Genomic DNA, 15,691 nt, shown 5'->3' with positions numbered 1-15,691 from the left:
ATCAATATGTTATTTTCTCAAAGATTATCTGAAATATCTTCAGGGGTGGCTAAACAACTCCTCAGTACATTCTATGTTTTATCTAAAATCAGATTTCTTAACCCAATGAATAATGCGGGTTAAATTATATCGACATAAGTATTCCATCGTTATCAATTTAACTACTCTTTTTTTTACAATTTCGCATATTAACATTTATGAGATGATATCTTCGATAGGGGTGAATGAGAAATATGCAAAAGGCCCGGCTTAATGAATAGCCTCACATTTTTATCTCATTTATCTTTTTGGAACTTTAAAACCGCTCCGGTAGATTTATCTTCTCCATGCTCAATACTATTAAATAAGTATTCCGGCCTACCTTCTTTAAAGAGTACCTGTACCCGTTCATACCGACTACCCTCAGGTACCTTGAAATAATGAGCTCCTGTATAATGCCCTCTCTGATATTCACCCCAGCGCAGGCCATCCTCTGACTCCAGGTACAAACCACTTAACCAGTCATAATTGCCCATATCACGGATCAGGCAATGAAACTTTCCATTATAGTAAAAAAAGTAAGGGTCTTCCGTTTGCCCGCCCCGCTCAGGAAAATCAATGACAGGGTTTCTATCATACTTTACATACGGGCCTTCCAGTTTTTTGGCCATGGCCACACCTGTTTTACGCCGGTCATCATTCCTGCGGTCCCATGCCCGGTAATAGATCCAGTAATCACCATCAGGATGTTTAACGAACGCCGGGTTCACGGTACAATACCCGTCCCACGCCATAGTATCTGCTGATACATCAATTACCGGCTGTTCACTTCTGCGCCAGGGACCATACGGAGTATCGGCTATGGCCATGCCAACCCGCTGAGTATTCGCTTCCGAAGCCCGGTCACGCCAGGTATCTCGTTTTGTAGTATCATTTCCGATATATAACAATACATATTTATCATCTACCCTGTAAACGGAGGGATTATGTATTGAGTGCGCATCCCAATAATTTGTGCCTCTGCCCTTCAAAACTGTGCTTGTTACCTGGTATGGCCCTTCGGGATGATCGGCCACAGCATGGGCTATTTCACTGTTTTTCAACCAATGACCTTCATGAGGCCACCTGGAAAAGAACACATGTACCTTACCCTCATCATCATATATCGGTGCACAGCCCCACACCCGATATGCTTCAGCCTGGGACTCCAAAATGAACTTTCCACTATCGGCAAGGCTTTTACATACCCAGGACTCTTTAATAGGTTGTGTCTGTGATATCATTTCCTGTGCCATTAGATGGTGCGTCAGGATGCTAATCAGGATAAAAACAGGTAATGTCAGTATTTTATTCATATGCTATGTTTTACTGATTATTTCAGCTCTTATTTTTTGCATTTGGTACAATACATGCGAATTGGCAGTTATTTAAGACAATGATCAAAAATAAAGGTACTTTTTCAGAAGAGCTAAATACGCAATGAGTAAAGGGCTGTGAAGGATCACAGCCCTTATTATGAAAATAGCTACTATTTACTGATATCCCGGGTTGTTATTAAAGTTTGAATTAATATTAAGTTCATTTTGCGGAATGTCCAGGTATTCCCTACCCGGCTGATAAGCGCCAACGCCCCCACTTTCGGATTTAATGCCTGGCGTATCCACAATTCGTTCCTTAACCAATCCCCATCTCAGTAAGTCAAAATAACGCGTTCTTTCAAGCGTCAATTCTTTTACTCTTTCATCCCGGATGCTATCCATAGTCATGGCCGTAGTACGAAGCGGCATATCCACCCTCGTCCTTACTTGATTGACCGCGTCTACCGCCGCCTGGTTAGCCACTCCACTATTATTCATCAATTCGGCTTCTGCAAACATCAGTAATACATCAGCGTATCTGATAATTCGCAAATTGTTGCCTGATTCGTAGAAATTCGCACGCTCCGCTCCTTCATCTATTCCCAGGTATTTTTTTCCGAAGATCCGGTTTTCTGATGGCTCATAAGCTTCCTGGTACGTTTTACCCTGATAGATGGTAGCACCAAGCGTTTCTCCCTGGTAAGTCGTGGTTTCATCGGTTCTCCAGAACAAAGTGATGAAAGCCCGGGGATCTATTTCACCATTTATGGTCCTTTCTGCTAAAAACAGGTCCAGGGCCCACTGGTTAATGCGCATACCGTCCTGACCGGTAAAACCCTGGGGCGCTATGTCTTCAGTGAAACTATTGTCTCTGCCAATACCTGGGTTATCTCCGCCCCAACCGTTCATATTGTCATTTCGGAACTGAATTTCAAAAATGGACTCACTATTATTTTCAGTAAATGAACTGAAGTTATCCGCATAATTATCCACTAAGCTATACCGGCCTGACGACATTACTGCCTGAAACTCCGCGGAAGCCAGATCCCATTGTTCATTGTACAGATACACTTTACCCAGCATGGCTGTAGCAGCCCCTGAAGTAGCCCTTCCCAGGTTGGCATCATCCCAGGTGTCCGGAAGCATCGTTTTGGCTTTCATCTCAACTTCCGGTTTTTACAATTTTAGGCCTTGATCATCTTAGAAATTTGAGATAAGATCAAATTCAAATAAGATGAAACGTAAAACTCTGGTAAAAATCCATGTTATCGCAACCATCGTTGCGATGTTAACTATAAGTACATTTTTTGCGTTGTCGCTCGCAGCAGAGTTAAGGGGTGACCCGGATCTCATTAAAACCGTTAAACGAGGTATACTTTATGCACTTCCGTTACTGATCATTGCCATGCCCACTTTGGCGATCACAGGTAATCAACTAGCCAGGAACTCTAAAAATCCAAAAGTGATTGAAAAGAAGCTCAGGATGAAATTTGTTATGATCAATGGTATTGTCCTGATATCCTTAGTTGTTTTTCTTTATTATCAATCGCACTTCAAGGTGATCAATACTACATTTCTAATAGCTCAAATCGCTGAATTCATTTTTGGATTAGGTAACCTCACATTGATCGGGCTGAGCGCGAGAACCGGTTTAATGCTCTCAGATAAGCTTAGATCTGAGAAAAATACATAGCCATGTACGTAACTATCATTCTTTAAAACGCTTAAACTCATAAGTTATGTTCACATTTCATTTAACACATACCTCAAACAAATGAAATGCATGGGCATACCGGTGTTAAGTTAATTGTAAGATGACATCCAAGGTCACAATCCTAGTACTCTCTGCCACACGGCGACCTCAATCGTAAACACCTTCGTTACCGGCACTTTATTTTATTTACGTTTTTGCGATGACGACGAAGGAGGAAAAAGCAATCTCACCATCGCCGGATGTGGAATAAATCGCTATACGTCCTGCGATGAGGAGACTACCGGCTTCTATGCTAAAGCTTCAGGACAGCATGTAGTCGTACCCTCTCTCGCAGAGACAACATTTCCGAACGCCTTTGCCATGACGACGCAGAAAGAAGTAACAACTATCTGGCGCGCATGTAATGATAACGTCATGCGTGTTGATTTAGGAATAGGTTGTAATCCGGGTGTGCTCTAAGGGTATTTAGCTTTTGGGATTTGATATCTCAATGCTTTACCCTGGGAGTTAGCCAAAATACGTTCATCAAAAATGTGTATAGCACTACTATATGTTTGATCTTAACAGGAAAATTGGAACGCATTATGCCTTGCTAAATGTGCTCCAGAGAGTGATTTTCACTTTTTGGAACGATCGACTTCATAAGGTATATTCACCATGCAAGATAAACAGTATCCACCTTATCATTTTTAGTGACCATCTTTATTATCTCATATGCAAGATAAACTAAGGCAACACATCGAAAAAATAGTGCCCCTGACGGATGACGAGTTTGCCTTTGTTCTCTCCCACTTCACCAGTAAAAAGGCTAAAAAACGGGATTGGCTCATCCAGGAGGGTAAACGTGTAAAACATGTTTTTTTTGTGGTATCGGGGCTTTTAAAGTTGGTATACAGAGATGAACTGGGGAAGGAGTTTATCGTTTCCTTCGCCATGGAAGATTGGTGGGAATGTGATTATCTGGCCTACTATACCAAAACCAGTGCCACCCTATCCTTACAGTGCCTTGAGGACACTGAAGTTTACTGCCTTGCATTGGAAGATTACCACAAGTTATGTGCAGGCCTTCAAAAGATAGAGCACTTTTTTCTAGAGAAATCCCATCGGGGACATATTGGATCGCAACAACGTATCATCTCTTTTCTCACCTTGAATGCCAAAGAACGGTACGAACATCTGCTGAAGCGATATCCTGCGCTGTTCCAACGCGTCTCCAAAACGTTGCTTGCTTCCTATTTGGGTGTTTCCAGAGAGACCCTTAGCAGACTCCACTCTCCAAAATAGTACACCCTCTTATGTATCTGTGATGTAGATCACAACCCCGGAATAGTGAGGAATGTCACAGGTCCGTCTGTAGCTCGCCCTATAACTTTGAACCGTCGATTAAATAACAAACTCATGAAAAAACCGACCATAGTTTTAGGACTTATATTAGTAACGATCACATGCATTCAAGCACAAAACAAAAATGTAAATCAAATGGAAAAAAGAGTAATTAATCCCTGGAAATGGCAAGATGAACGCAGTTATGTTCAAGCAGTAGAGGTAAGAAACGCAGAGGGCACACTGTATGTGTCAGGCCAAACAGCGATAAATGCCGAAGGTCAGTCCAGCACTGCTGACATGAAAACCCAGTTCATTGAAGCCATACGGAATTTGGAACAAGTGATTAACGACGCCGGATACGAATGCAAGAATATCGTACGGTTAACGATCTATACCACCTCGTCAGAAGAACTCTGGCCCCATTTTAACATATACCAGGATTGGGTAGCCAAACACAATATGAAGCAAGCGCTAACTGTTGTAGAGGTGAATGCTCTTTTTGAAACGTTAAAGGTTGAATTGGAAGCTACGGTGGTTAAATGATCTCTTAATGATCTGCCTGGCAAACCTGTAGCAATGGTGGCATGTACGTTGGTTCAGGAATAGGATCTGGCATCCAGGTACTACTATCTGTATCCAAGAGTTCATAATATTCTGAAATGTCTGCCAGATATCATTACATTAAGTGATCGGTCCTGATACATGGCCCCATAAAAGTAAGTTACTTTTTGCCTCCTGTTATTTTATCAGGACCATCCACCTACAAAGCAACATGATCAAGATACCTTCAAGCTGAACGCCTCCTGGCACGTTGAACCGGACCTTTAATTCCCTAGAAAAACCTTCCATATTACGGAAACTTCACCCCCAAAGTCCATAGACACTTTTTTAACTACTATATCTTGTAAAACAGGTCTTCCCGATACGTATTGGTCATTTAGTTTTAGCATGTACGCCATTTGACCGGCATAGCTGGTGTCAGAGGTCATCGAGAGTGGCACCTTCAATACTACCTGGCTGACCTGGTAACGGGTCTCTCCCCATTTCCCCTTGTATAGTTCTTCCAAAAATGAGGGTAACGATACCTGAGAAGAGTCTAATCCTGTCTGTAAAAGGCCTGATCCACTTGAAAACAAGGCTAATGTCTGTGTAATCGCCTGTTTTCTAAATGTAGTATCGTATCCCGGGTTGGAAATTAATTGCAAAAATTCGTAACAGTCTTTTAGCTTAGTCTGTGCTTGTAATTCAAAGGCCTTCAAAACTTCGGGGCTCAGTTCATCGGCATACACCTGTTCTTCAAGCGCGGTGTGAGATGTCGTTGTTTCCACAGGTAATTCAGCAGGAACAGATACTTCTTCACGGTTGGCGGTTGCGCAGGAGGCCAGTACACCAATCATCCATAGCAAGATACCTCTTTTCAATATATCAATCATTTGTTTCATCTTTCACCTCGGTAAATCTTAAGGACACTATCTTGTCTTTTTCATATATGGTTTCCAGTACCTCGATATTCCGGAGACTTTGTATGGGCATGGTAAGTTTGTTAATGAACTCTTCCTTATTGTAGACCTCCATAGGCACGTTATTTTCATACAGTACCTGGAAGATCCTGGCATTATCTGCCATCATTTCTTCTAATTGTAAGCGCCTGCTATTCCAATCTTCGATATCAGAATATGAAAATACCCGGATCATCAGCGCATAATCATCCGGGTTTAATAGTATATGCTCATGATCTTGTCCTTTGTTTAAAATTCGGGTGATGGTATCGGTTTTGTAATAAGCGGACCGAACAATAAACCGGACTGAACCGGTAGATTTTTGTAATGTAAGACAGCATTCATCACTTACACGGGCTTTATAGGGTGATTCTTCATTATGAAGTATGACTACTTCGAGTTTTTCCGGTGGAATGGGTTTCTTACTGTAGGCATCTACAAAGCAGAACTGGTAAGAGCCGGCCCTGAATAACGAAGTATTAACAGCTACAAGGCTTATAATAACAACGCCTGAAAAGAGCAGGAAAGCCAAGCGTTTTCTGAAGAAGGGCCTTACCCCTGCTTTACTTTTCTTAGATAATTTATAGCTACTCCAGTTATCATAGCCAACGTATTGACTGAGCAGATCGAGGACGTCTATCCTGGGTAGGCTTCCCGCCTTTGATTTTACATGCGTATAAAACCATTTTTCACTTACTCTGCCCCCGACTTTATTCACCAGGTCTTCCTGCAGGTAGCTTATCTCTGATCCTTTCCATTGCTCAATAGGTTGAGTGATCTCCGGGAAAGACACGCTTAGAGTATTTGCGATGTCCTTTTTAAGAAGTTGGAAATATTCCTGGTCAACGTCATTCATGGTACTTACCTGCAAGTAAAATATAATCTGAAAACATGCCTTGTAAATATCTTGTAAATCATTTTACAAATGCGTTACAGCACATATTTTTTATGATATGCGCTGCTCCTGCTAAGTTTCACTTACCTGAAAATATCAAATTAATGTGAACTAAAAACAAATGGTTATGAGAAGACATCACCTTAAAAACTCCACACACACCGGTTTATATATCATATATACCATTATACTGGTGATATTTTGCCTGGCTTCTACCTCTTGTCATCAACAATATGGTATTTATACACCGGTTGAGCATTCTACCCAGAGATACGAATCCCTCGCGGATCTTGATATAGAACAAGAAGAGACTTTTAATACGGAAGAATACGATCACATTGTTGAAAATACATTCAAAGACACCTGGCAAAATCCATTTTCCACTTTCTCTATCGATGTGGACAATGCTTCCTACAGCAATGTGCGAAGATACCTTAGCAACAATGTCATGCCCCCAAAAGATGCGGTACGAACAGAGGAGTTTATAAACTATTTTAATTATCAATATCCGTCGCCCACCGATGGACATCCCTTCGCTACCATAACAGAAGTAGCTGAATGTCCATGGAACAATAAAAATAAGTTGGTACACATAGGCATCCAGGGAAAACGTCTGGATTATGAAACATCCACCCCCAGTAACCTTACCTTTTTGATCGATGTTTCCGGTTCTATGGCTTCTCCGGGAAAACTTCCACTAGTAAAAAAATCTATCCGGCTGCTTCTGGATAAGCTTGATAACAGAGATAAAGTTTCTATAGTGGTGTATGCCGGTGCCGCGGGCCTGATATTGCCCTCTACCTCACTCACACAAAAACAAAAGATACTTCATGCACTGGAAAAACTGGATGCCGGAGGTTCTACCGCCGGAAGTGAAGGAATGCGGTTAGCCTATAAAGTGAATCAAGAGGGATTTATAGAAGGAGGCAATAACAGGGTGGTATTAGCTACAGACGGAGATTTCAATGTCGGGATTTCTTCTTCAGGAGAGTTGGTAAGAATCATCCGGGAAGAACGGCGTAAAGGCATTTACCTTACGATATGTGGTTATGGTATGGGCAATTACAAAGATGGCCGTATGGAGCAGATCAGCAATGCAGGGAATGGAAACTACTTTTACATTGACAGTATCCGTGAGGCAGAGAAGGTGTTTGGCCGGGAGATGCGGGCCAACCTGTTCACCATCGCCCGTGATGTGAAAGTGCAGGTGGAATTTAATCCAAAGGTAGTAAAAGCCTACCGGCTCCTGGGATACGAAAACAGGATATTGGCCAGTGAAGATTTTAACAATGATCAAAAAGATGCCGGAGAGTTGGGAGCAGGTCATTCGGTAACAGCCTTATATGAAGTTATACCGGCCGGCAGCAACCAAATGGTACCAAAGCACAGCGCTTCGCGATATCAATATAGTGTAGCCAATAATACTGTCGACAGTAACGAATTAATGAATATCAAGTTGCGGTATAAACCTCTTGAACAAGATAACAGTATCCTTATCCGTCACCTGGTCACTATGAAAGACCTGTCCCTTGCCCAGAGCTCAGACAATTTCCGTTTTTCAGCGGCGGCGGCGGGTTTCGCTATGCTTCTCCGGGGCTCCGACCATAGTGGTGCACTTACTTATGACAACGTCATGGACCTGGCCAGGCAGTCGTCTGACCCGGCCGATACTGACCGGCAGGAATTTATAAGCCTGGTTCGTTCAGCCGCCCTGCTTGAAACCAACTAGTTCAACTTAATGAAGATGCTATGAAGATGCTCTTTTACGTATTCCAATTGCTGCTCTTTACGGCTGTGGTATTATTTTCTATGTCATCTTATGCCCAACCCCACTTCAAATGGCCTGCAGATTCGGCTAAGGCAAAAGAAATGCATGCTTTATATATGGACGCTCTACGGCAGAATGATCACAAAAATGCACTGAACCCTATCCAATGGCTTTTAAAAGAGGCACCGGACCTAAACCGATCTATTTATATCCATTCAGAGAAGATCTATGAAAACCTGATCTTCTCGGAAAAGGACAGTATTATCAGGCAGGCGCTACAGTTAAAGCAATTGGAAATGTATGACCAGCGTATCAAATACTTCAATGATCGGGGTAAGGTGATGAACAGAAAGGCTTATGCAGCTTATCGCTATTTTAAAGACAGGCCAGATAAATATAGCAAGCTATTCCAACTTTTCGAAAAGGCGTTTTCATTCAGCCCCCAACATATCTTAAAAGCAAATCTTGTTGCCTATATGAATGTTATTCGCTTGTATCAATCCATCGGAGGCCAATTGGGCGACGATGGCGTACTTGAACGCTACCATTTAATATCCTCACTCATAGAAGCCAGGGGGTTAGCAAACAAAGCCCAGGACGTAGCGGACCGGCTGTTAATCTCTATGGTGCAAATAGATTGTGACATGATAGAAAATGAGCTTAGCAGGTTTTACCGGGAAGACACCTCCAATATCGTCCTGGCTAAAAGGATAATACACTTATGTCTGACGTTTGATTGTAAAGCGTTACCGGTATTCATAACTGCAGCCGGGACTGTGCAGCAGACGGAACCATCGCCGGCATTAGCTTTGATGTTAGCAGTGATCCAGGATAAAAATGGAGATAGACATAAGGCTGAAAAATATCATTTAGAGGCCGTAGGGCTTTCTACAGATCTCAATAAAAAAGCTAAAGCCTGTTATAGCCTGGCGGTGCACTATCAACATCGTGGAATGAAGATAAAATCACGTGCGGCGGCATTGGAATGTTTGAAATACGACCCAGGCCAGCTCAAAGCGTACAAGCTTATTGGAGATCTATATTGGACCAGCGCGGAAGATTGTAAAATCGGCAAAAGCCCTACCTATGATCGCGCTGTGTATATTGCTGCTTATGAAATGTACAAAAAGGCCGGTGCTATTTCAATGATGGAAAAAGCCCGTCAGCAATTCCCATCTATGGATACTATTTTCTACGAGGAAATGGAAGTAGGACAAAACCTTCATTTAGGATGCTGGATCAATGAGGACGTCATTTTGCAAAAAAGACCGTATGTAAATTGAGGTTTGATCAGGATTCAGCTTCCACAGAATTATCCAGCCGAATACCCATCACCAGGATATCATCGGTTTGTTTGATGTCCCCTTTCCATGCGTCAAAGGTTTCTTCCAATATCTTTTTTTGTTCAGCCACAGGTTTATTATGGATATCCAGAAGCAGGTTCTTAAAGCGTTTTGCCATAAACTTGGCTCCTTTCTCTCCACCAAACTGATCCTGGTACCCATCAGAGTATAAATAGATCATGGTAGGCTGATCAATCTGTACGATGTGTTTTTTAAAGGTTTTCTTTATTTCTCCCTTCTTATTACTTTTTCTAAAGCCTCCTATCGGGTGGACATCTCCTTTAATCTGGAAAAGCTCATTATTTTGAATATAGACTAATGGATTTTTTGCCCCGGAAAATTCGATGACATCTTTCTCCTTTCTGTAAATGCACAAAGCCACATCCATTCCATCTTTATTTCCTGTAGCTTCCTGTTTTAATGCAGAATTGATCGTCTTATCCAATGTGACAAGTATTTGATCTGAATCAGCTTCACCCTGGCTTATAATCTGGTTAAGGGAATTCATACCGATCATAGACATAAAAGCGCCGGGAATCCCATGGCCGGTACAGTCCACCGCGGCCATTACTACGTCCGGATCATACCAACTTTTGATCTCTGAAATAAAATAAAAATCACCACTCACAGCATCCCGAGGTTTAAATAAGATAAATGAATCCGGGATTAAGTTTTCACGAAGGTTATCGTCAGGTAATGTTGCCTCTTGTATCCGTTGAGCATAGTTTATACTGCTACGGATCTTCTGGTTCTTGCGCTCGATTTCCTGATTAGCCTCAATCTTCTTCTTATAGCTTCTTATCAATACAAAAACCAAAGAACCTGCCAGTAAAACTGCCAGAATGATAAAGTTCCTTATCCAGGCCGCATGGCGTAACCGGGTCTCCTGCTCTTTGATCTGAAGATCAGAAAGGGCTTTATCTTTGTTGAGTAAGTCAATCTGTAGCTGTTGATTTTCACTGACCTGCCTGGCCATACTTAAGGAATCTTCTTTGTTTTTCAGAAGATCTTCAGTTTCTTCCAGCGAATATTTAACTGCCAATAAATTGTCCTCAATGCTCCTTAATTGTTGTGATTGCCTGTTCAGCAGGGAGTCGGTTTTATCGATTTCAGCATCCGCCTGTTCCACTTTTTCTGCCAGCGCTTTCAATTCCTCTCCACTTTGCTGCTGGCGGATCTTTTGATCGTTGAGCTTATCAAGCATAGCGCTGTACTCAATCGCCTTGTTATCATTTCCCAGTTTTTTGTGGTATTGGGCTAATAACTCATAACACCGTTTTTCAATTGACTCGTTTTCTATCTGAAGTGCCAGGGCCAGTGCCTCTTCTAATGGCGCTATGGAACGCTTATGACGATTTAATAATGCATAGTTGACGGCTACGTCTACCAGTCCGTCCCCAATAAATTCTTTTTTACCCATTTCCCTGGCCACCTTCAATGCCTTTTGAAAATTATTGAGTGCTTTGGAATTATTTGTCTGATTCATATAAGCAACACCAAGACGCTGATAGGACAAGTAAACAAGCATAGGCTCTTCTCCTTTATTGCCATAAACAGCAGATTGGGAAAAATACTTAATGGCATCCTCATCGTTATTCTGGCTTACAAAAATTTTGGCAATCTCATAACTCAAAAATGAGGCTTTTCCATAGTTATCATTATCCAATGCTACTTCCAGTTGTTTCCGGAATTCCTGCACTTTTGCCTCCTGTGCTGAAGAGACGGTAACAACAGCGAATAAGATACAGATTAAAAAAAGGTGTGGGATACTAAAAAAATGTCTCATAAGGCCCTAAACGCGCAAGTTAAAATGATTTAGTCAAAAGACTAAATTTATAAAGCTAAAGGAAGGGGTGATTTTTAGCATAATTAAAAAATTTCAGACCAGAAATCCGCATCATATGCTTAAAAAATAAAGGTGAAAACCGGTACTAGCAGGTAATCAAATACTTACTTTTTAACCTTGATCTGTCAAAAGTGATGAGCAACGGTAACCAGGCAAAAATATTCACTACATATCTTTTTTTGAAAATATTTTCCCGGCAAGAACAAAGGGCAACACCCACCAAATCACTAATATGGTCAGGGAGACCAGTACACCTTTTGAACTTCCAAAAAACTCCCGGAATACAGCGCCTGATAGCCCCATCATAGCTGAGGCCTCCGTTTTCATAATAATGGTGATCCGGGCTATGTCTATTGGGTTAAACAATGTCAGGACCAATACCCCTTCTTCAATGGGGTAGTCGCTGAACTGGTACATAAAGAATATAAGGAAACCATCGTAAAGGAAGGCAAAAAACACCCATAATAACAGGACTACTCCCATCCCACGTGCCTTGTCCTGTACTTTTATACTCACATAAAGTGCAATGGCTATGAATACCAAAGAAAGCATTAAACCACTAATAATCAGGTAGAAACTTTCCATGGATGGATAAAAAAGCACTAGTGGCAAACCAATACCGATCAAAAAGCTGAGAATGAAAGCACAGGAAAGCCCGGCGAAAAAACTTTTGATCACCGCCGACCTGGCAATAGGTTGCGTCAGGATCAAAAGGATAAACTCCCTGGAGTTATAATAGTAAATGGTAGCAAATACCATAACAATTAAAGGCACTGCCATCAGAGCCACCTGCATTAAGACCAGCAAAGCTTTTTCCGGCTGACTTTCCAAAAAGAAGACTCCCCAACCTACCACAGACAAAAACAGGAGATAACCTAATATGATCCTGTTTTTGATCAGATCACCCAAAATATAGTAACTAAGCTTCCACATTGGCGAATTCCTCATTAATGAGCCGTACGATTATTTTATTCAATCGACTTTCCGAAGTTTGTGCTCTAAGCACTTCCATGGCTTTGAAAAAACGGACTTTGCCTTCCATCAGGTAGACCACATGTGTGGTAATTTCATCAAGGTCATTCAGAATATGAGAAGTGATCAATACCAGTTTGTTTTCATCCACACATTTATTGATCTTCCCTTTCAGAAGCTCATTTGAAACCGGATCCAGCGCCGCAGTCGGCTCATCCAGTATGATCATGGACGGGTTGAACAAAAAAGCTAAAGCAGCGCTCACCTGCTGACTCATACCACCGGAAAGTGCACCTAATTTTTTCTTTTCCATTTTCTCTATTTCAAAAGCACGGTACAACTCTTCGTCGTAGTCACCATCTGAAACATCAGGACGCATTTTCTTCATCATGGCGAAGAGATGAGACACCTTCATATGTTCCGGAAAGCGATTGATCTGTGGCATATAGCCTATCGTTTTTCTATAATCACACCCTGCAGTGATATCAATGTTATTGACTAAAATGGCGCCCTCCGATGGCACTACTAAACCAAGTATACTTTTAATGAGTGTGGTTTTTCCCGATCCGTTCGGACCTATCATCGCTATACTTTGTCCCCGGGTAAATTCCAGTGAAACGGATTGAAGCGCTTCGTGTTTCCCATAGCGTTTACTGATATTTTGTAAGCTTATCATAAAATGTAAGGTCTCATCCTGGGTTTTTTATCCACTAACTCTTCCGGAATTATCTCGGGAAAAATACGCTCGCTCAATTCAAGGATATTGACAAAAAAACTGTGCAACATAATTGAAGCTGATGGGATCTCGTTAGTGATCTTCGCAAAAAGATTCACAGGCCGATAAGGTAAATCCCCAAAGCCATCCCTGTCAAGGTCGTAACCTGAATACAGACTCCAATAATTACTATTATACTCATTGTTATTATACTTACTGTTAGTAACCACCTCAAAAGTATTGGCCAGGAAATTGTTATGTGTTACTTTATTATCCAGACAGTTTCCCTTCATATCCAGTGCCGTGCCATTTTGAGTGAACTGGTTTCTTTGAATGGACAGCCGATTAGCGCCTTCCGCCAAAATACCGATCGTATTTTGGATAAATCTGTTCTTATGGATCTCTCCATCACTGATTTCCTTAAGCAGAAGCCCATAAGAAGCCGTACCCCAGTTGTTGGCAAAAAGATTTTCTTCCATTCTGATCTGTTTTGAAAACATAACGGCCACACCTGCACCATTATCTGTAAATTCATTGAAGAAATACCCGTCACGATTGGAAAACATAAAATGCAAGCCATAACGAAGGTTGTTAAAGCTAACGTTATGATGAATTTTACTATCGTCTACAAACTCAAAGTAAATACCATCGCGATGACCGGTTGCTGAATTGTAAGCAATTTCGATGTTGTTTGCCTTCCAGACATGTATAGCGTTGCCCGCGGAAGATTCGTCTTTTGTATGTGCAACTATGTCATTATTGCTAATGATATAATCTCTGGCATATTCCAGGTAGATACCAAAGTAGCAATCCTTAATGGTATTGTTTCTAACCACCCCATTCCTCCCTTTCCTGACTTTAACCGCAGCATATTCATTCAAATAACTCACGCCTACATTACTCAGTACAAAGCCTTCAATAAAAACAGAATCTGACATTATGATGAATATATCTGCTTCTTTGTTCCGGGCATCAATGACCGGCATTCCTTCCCCCATCACCCATAGAGGTTTATTAATAATGATGGTATGCTCCCGGTAAGTGGCCTTCTTCACCAGCAGCGTATCAAAAGCATGAGCCGCAGCTACTGCCGGCGTAATCTCAGCGAAACGCTCACCAGGCCCAACAGGCAATATTTTTGCAAACGCACAAGGCAGAGCACAGCCTAATACAATAATCAGGGCAGCAGCGATTTTTTTAGAAACCACGATCAATCCAGGCCTAATTCACGCTCCACCTCCTGCCAGCTCAACACTTTACTCCCAATACTTTCATCTATTGAAGTTACCGACTCAAAACCAGCCAGGTTAGCCCCCATCGGGCTTCTGTAATGAGGAGTGATAACAAAGTGAAGTAAGTCAACCGGAAATAACTCCCTGGGCCGATCGTAAGCAATGGCCAGCATTTGCCGATACTTTGGAGCATCTTTCTTTAAGTGATTGATCATACATTCCGCCGCATCATATTTCAGAATTCGCCCTTTATCAGTGATCAACTCAGCGCCAAATTTGGGATTTGAGATGGTCATCCTGCAAAAATTGCACTGGTCTTTTCCAAACGCAATAGGTTCAACATCCGAACTGCATCCTATGGCAAAGGTTATCACTAATAAGACTGTCGAAAGAAAAATAAATTTAGATTCTAGCATCTTTTTGTTGTTTTTTACGAAACCAGGTGGCCAGGAATGAAAATACAATGGATATAGTCAAGAAGATGGTGCCCATTCTGGGATAGGATTTCACATAGAAATTGAGCAGATCTTTTTCACCGAATAAAGGAGGCATATAGGTCATCCCTTCAATCTTGATCGGGGCATTAGGATCAAGGTTATGCCCGTAGTCATACATCCAAAGATAAAAGTCATAAACACCTAAAATGCCTAACACCGACATAATAATCAACCAGGTGGCATATGCCCATGTCTTATTTAAAAACACGGTAACAAGACCGAGCGTCATCATGCCGTACACAATAAATGGGAAGTACTTAAGCTCTGCAATGGAATCAGGCTCAATGTACTTCATACCAATATAGTGATTCAGTATATTGATATTTTTGATGATATCACCTCCCCCCTCATCTCCTGAGAATTTATTGATCCATATATTCAGTCGTAATCCTCCAGGAAATTGGGCGGCTTCAAGGGTAATTTGCCATAGTGGGAACAGAAAAACACCTGCCAGCAGCACTACGGCAGCAATCATTAAAAAGCGAGGTGTTATAAATGATTTCATGCTATTACTTTTTAAGTAGTAAGATATCCGGAATAAAGATTA

15 protein-coding genes are annotated in these 15,691 nt (G+C 41.6%); 5 read left to right on the top strand and 10 right to left on the bottom strand.

What is annotated here, in order from left to right; translation table 11 throughout:
• Nucleotides 1-275 precede the first annotated feature (275 nt).
• Together FNH22_RS22685 and FNH22_RS22680 are read right to left on the bottom strand one after the other, a co-directional pair.
• On the bottom strand, nucleotides 276-1,334 hold the full coding sequence (locus FNH22_RS22685; protein WP_143400741.1) for a glycoside hydrolase family protein: 1,059 nt from the start codon (nucleotides 1,332-1,334) through the stop codon (nucleotides 276-278).
• A 177-nt stretch (nucleotides 1,335-1,511) separates the two neighbouring features.
• Nucleotides 1,512-2,498 (bottom strand): RagB/SusD family nutrient uptake outer membrane protein, encoded by a 987-nt coding sequence (locus FNH22_RS22680; protein ID WP_143400740.1) that lies wholly within the window; start codon nucleotides 2,496-2,498, stop codon nucleotides 1,512-1,514.
• A 73-nt stretch (nucleotides 2,499-2,571) separates the two neighbouring features.
• On the opposite strand from FNH22_RS22680, the gene FNH22_RS22675 reads away from it, so the two are divergent.
• The 3 genes from FNH22_RS22675 to FNH22_RS22665 all read left to right on the top strand — a co-directional run bounded on the left by FNH22_RS22675 (nucleotide 2,572) and on the right by FNH22_RS22665 (nucleotide 4,920).
• Nucleotides 2,572-3,030 (top strand): hypothetical protein, encoded by a 459-nt coding sequence (locus FNH22_RS22675; protein ID WP_143400739.1) that lies wholly within the window; start codon nucleotides 2,572-2,574, stop codon nucleotides 3,028-3,030.
• A 735-nt stretch (nucleotides 3,031-3,765) separates the two neighbouring features.
• On the top strand, nucleotides 3,766-4,335 hold the full coding sequence (locus FNH22_RS22670) for a Crp/Fnr family transcriptional regulator (RefSeq protein WP_143400738.1): 570 nt from the start codon (nucleotides 3,766-3,768) through the stop codon (nucleotides 4,333-4,335).
• A gap of 114 nt (nucleotides 4,336-4,449) precedes the next feature.
• Entirely contained in the window at nucleotides 4,450-4,920 is a 471-nt protein-coding gene (locus tag FNH22_RS22665; protein WP_255518138.1) for a RidA family protein, read from the top strand.
• Nucleotides 4,921-5,201: 281 nt separating this feature from the next.
• Here the strand turns inward: FNH22_RS22665 and FNH22_RS22660 are convergent, their stop codons facing one another.
• Entirely contained in the window at nucleotides 5,202-5,819 is a 618-nt protein-coding gene (locus tag FNH22_RS22660; protein WP_143400737.1) for a hypothetical protein, read from the bottom strand.
• Nucleotides 5,803-6,732 (bottom strand): hypothetical protein, encoded by a 930-nt coding sequence (locus FNH22_RS22655; RefSeq protein ID WP_143400736.1) that lies wholly within the window; start codon nucleotides 6,730-6,732, stop codon nucleotides 5,803-5,805. The genes FNH22_RS22660 and FNH22_RS22655 overlap by 17 nt, the downstream gene beginning before the upstream one ends.
• Nucleotides 6,733-6,898: 166 nt before the next feature.
• Here FNH22_RS22655 and FNH22_RS22650 point away from each other — a divergent pair, with 166 nt between their 5' ends.
• Nucleotides 6,899-8,500, top strand: coding sequence for a VWA domain-containing protein (locus FNH22_RS22650; RefSeq protein ID WP_255518137.1), 1,602 nt, complete (start codon nucleotides 6,899-6,901; stop codon nucleotides 8,498-8,500).
• Nucleotides 8,501-8,520: 20 nt separating this feature from the next.
• Nucleotides 8,521-9,822 carry a lipopolysaccharide assembly protein LapB gene (locus FNH22_RS22645; RefSeq protein WP_143400734.1) on the top strand — a complete coding sequence of 434 codons (1,302 nt, stop codon included), beginning with the start codon at nucleotides 8,521-8,523 and terminating at the stop codon, nucleotides 9,820-9,822.
• A 7-nt stretch (nucleotides 9,823-9,829) separates the two neighbouring features.
• On the opposite strand, the gene FNH22_RS22640 is transcribed toward FNH22_RS22645, so the two are convergent.
• From FNH22_RS22640 to FNH22_RS22615, 6 genes are all read right to left on the bottom strand, one after another.
• Nucleotides 9,830-11,668, bottom strand: a complete 1,839-nt coding sequence (locus FNH22_RS22640; protein WP_143400733.1) for a SpoIIE family protein phosphatase — start codon at nucleotides 11,666-11,668, stop codon at nucleotides 9,830-9,832.
• Nucleotides 11,669-11,893: 225 nt separating this feature from the next.
• Entirely contained in the window at nucleotides 11,894-12,661 is a 768-nt protein-coding gene (locus FNH22_RS22635; RefSeq protein WP_185154357.1) for an ABC transporter permease subunit, read from the bottom strand.
• On the bottom strand, nucleotides 12,648-13,376 hold the full coding sequence (locus FNH22_RS22630; RefSeq protein WP_143400731.1) for an ABC transporter ATP-binding protein: 729 nt from the start codon (nucleotides 13,374-13,376) through the stop codon (nucleotides 12,648-12,650). The genes FNH22_RS22635 and FNH22_RS22630 overlap by 14 nt, the downstream gene beginning before the upstream one ends.
• A complete protein-coding gene (gene nosD / locus FNH22_RS22625) occupies nucleotides 13,373-14,623 on the bottom strand; it encodes a nitrous oxide reductase family maturation protein NosD (RefSeq protein ID WP_185154356.1) in 1,251 nt (416 codons plus the stop codon). Before nosD ends, FNH22_RS22630 begins: the two co-directional genes overlap by 4 nt.
• A 2-nt stretch (nucleotides 14,624-14,625) precedes the next feature.
• Nucleotides 14,626-15,063 carry a hypothetical protein gene (locus tag FNH22_RS22620; RefSeq protein WP_143400729.1) on the bottom strand — a complete coding sequence of 146 codons (438 nt, stop codon included), beginning with the start codon at nucleotides 15,061-15,063 and terminating at the stop codon, nucleotides 14,626-14,628.
• A complete protein-coding gene (locus FNH22_RS22615) occupies nucleotides 15,050-15,649 on the bottom strand; it encodes a hypothetical protein (RefSeq protein WP_221420328.1) in 600 nt (199 codons plus the stop codon). Before FNH22_RS22615 ends, FNH22_RS22620 begins: the two co-directional genes overlap by 14 nt.
• Nucleotides 15,650-15,691: the final 42 nt, after the last annotated feature.

It is taken from the genome of Fulvivirga sp. M361 (assembly GCF_007097395.1).
Taxonomy (GTDB): domain Bacteria; phylum Bacteroidota; class Bacteroidia; order Cytophagales; family Cyclobacteriaceae; genus Fulvivirga.
This window is presented reverse-complemented; position numbering and strand designations above follow the sequence as displayed.

Coding starts and splice junctions, on each gene's coding strand:
- FNH22_RS22685 (WP_143400741.1), bottom strand. CDS start 1,334: ATGAATAAAATACTGACATTACCTGTTTTTATCCTGATTAGCATCCTG.
- FNH22_RS22640 (WP_143400733.1), bottom strand. CDS start 11,668: ATGAGACATTTTTTTAGTATCCCACACCTTTTTTTAATCTGTATCTTA.
- FNH22_RS22660 (WP_143400737.1), bottom strand. CDS start 5,819: ATGAAACAAATGATTGATATATTGAAAAGAGGTATCTTGCTATGGATG.
- FNH22_RS22655 (WP_143400736.1), bottom strand. CDS start 6,732: ATGAATGACGTTGACCAGGAATATTTCCAACTTCTTAAAAAGGACATC.
- FNH22_RS22635 (WP_185154357.1), bottom strand. CDS start 12,661: ATGTGGAAGCTTAGTTACTATATTTTGGGTGATCTGATCAAAAACAGG.
- FNH22_RS22665 (WP_255518138.1), top strand. CDS start 4,450: ATGAAAAAACCGACCATAGTTTTAGGACTTATATTAGTAACGATCACA.
- FNH22_RS22620 (WP_143400729.1), bottom strand. CDS start 15,063: ATGCTAGAATCTAAATTTATTTTTCTTTCGACAGTCTTATTAGTGATA.
- FNH22_RS22675 (WP_143400739.1), top strand. CDS start 2,572: ATGAAACGTAAAACTCTGGTAAAAATCCATGTTATCGCAACCATCGTT.
- FNH22_RS22680 (WP_143400740.1), bottom strand. CDS start 2,498: ATGAAAGCCAAAACGATGCTTCCGGACACCTGGGATGATGCCAACCTG.
- FNH22_RS22615 (WP_221420328.1), bottom strand. CDS start 15,649: ATGAAATCATTTATAACACCTCGCTTTTTAATGATTGCTGCCGTAGTG.
- FNH22_RS22650 (WP_255518137.1), top strand. CDS start 6,899: ATGAGAAGACATCACCTTAAAAACTCCACACACACCGGTTTATATATC.
- FNH22_RS22645 (WP_143400734.1), top strand. CDS start 8,521: ATGAAGATGCTCTTTTACGTATTCCAATTGCTGCTCTTTACGGCTGTG.
- FNH22_RS22670 (WP_143400738.1), top strand. CDS start 3,766: ATGCAAGATAAACTAAGGCAACACATCGAAAAAATAGTGCCCCTGACG.
- FNH22_RS22630 (WP_143400731.1), bottom strand. CDS start 13,376: ATGATAAGCTTACAAAATATCAGTAAACGCTATGGGAAACACGAAGCG.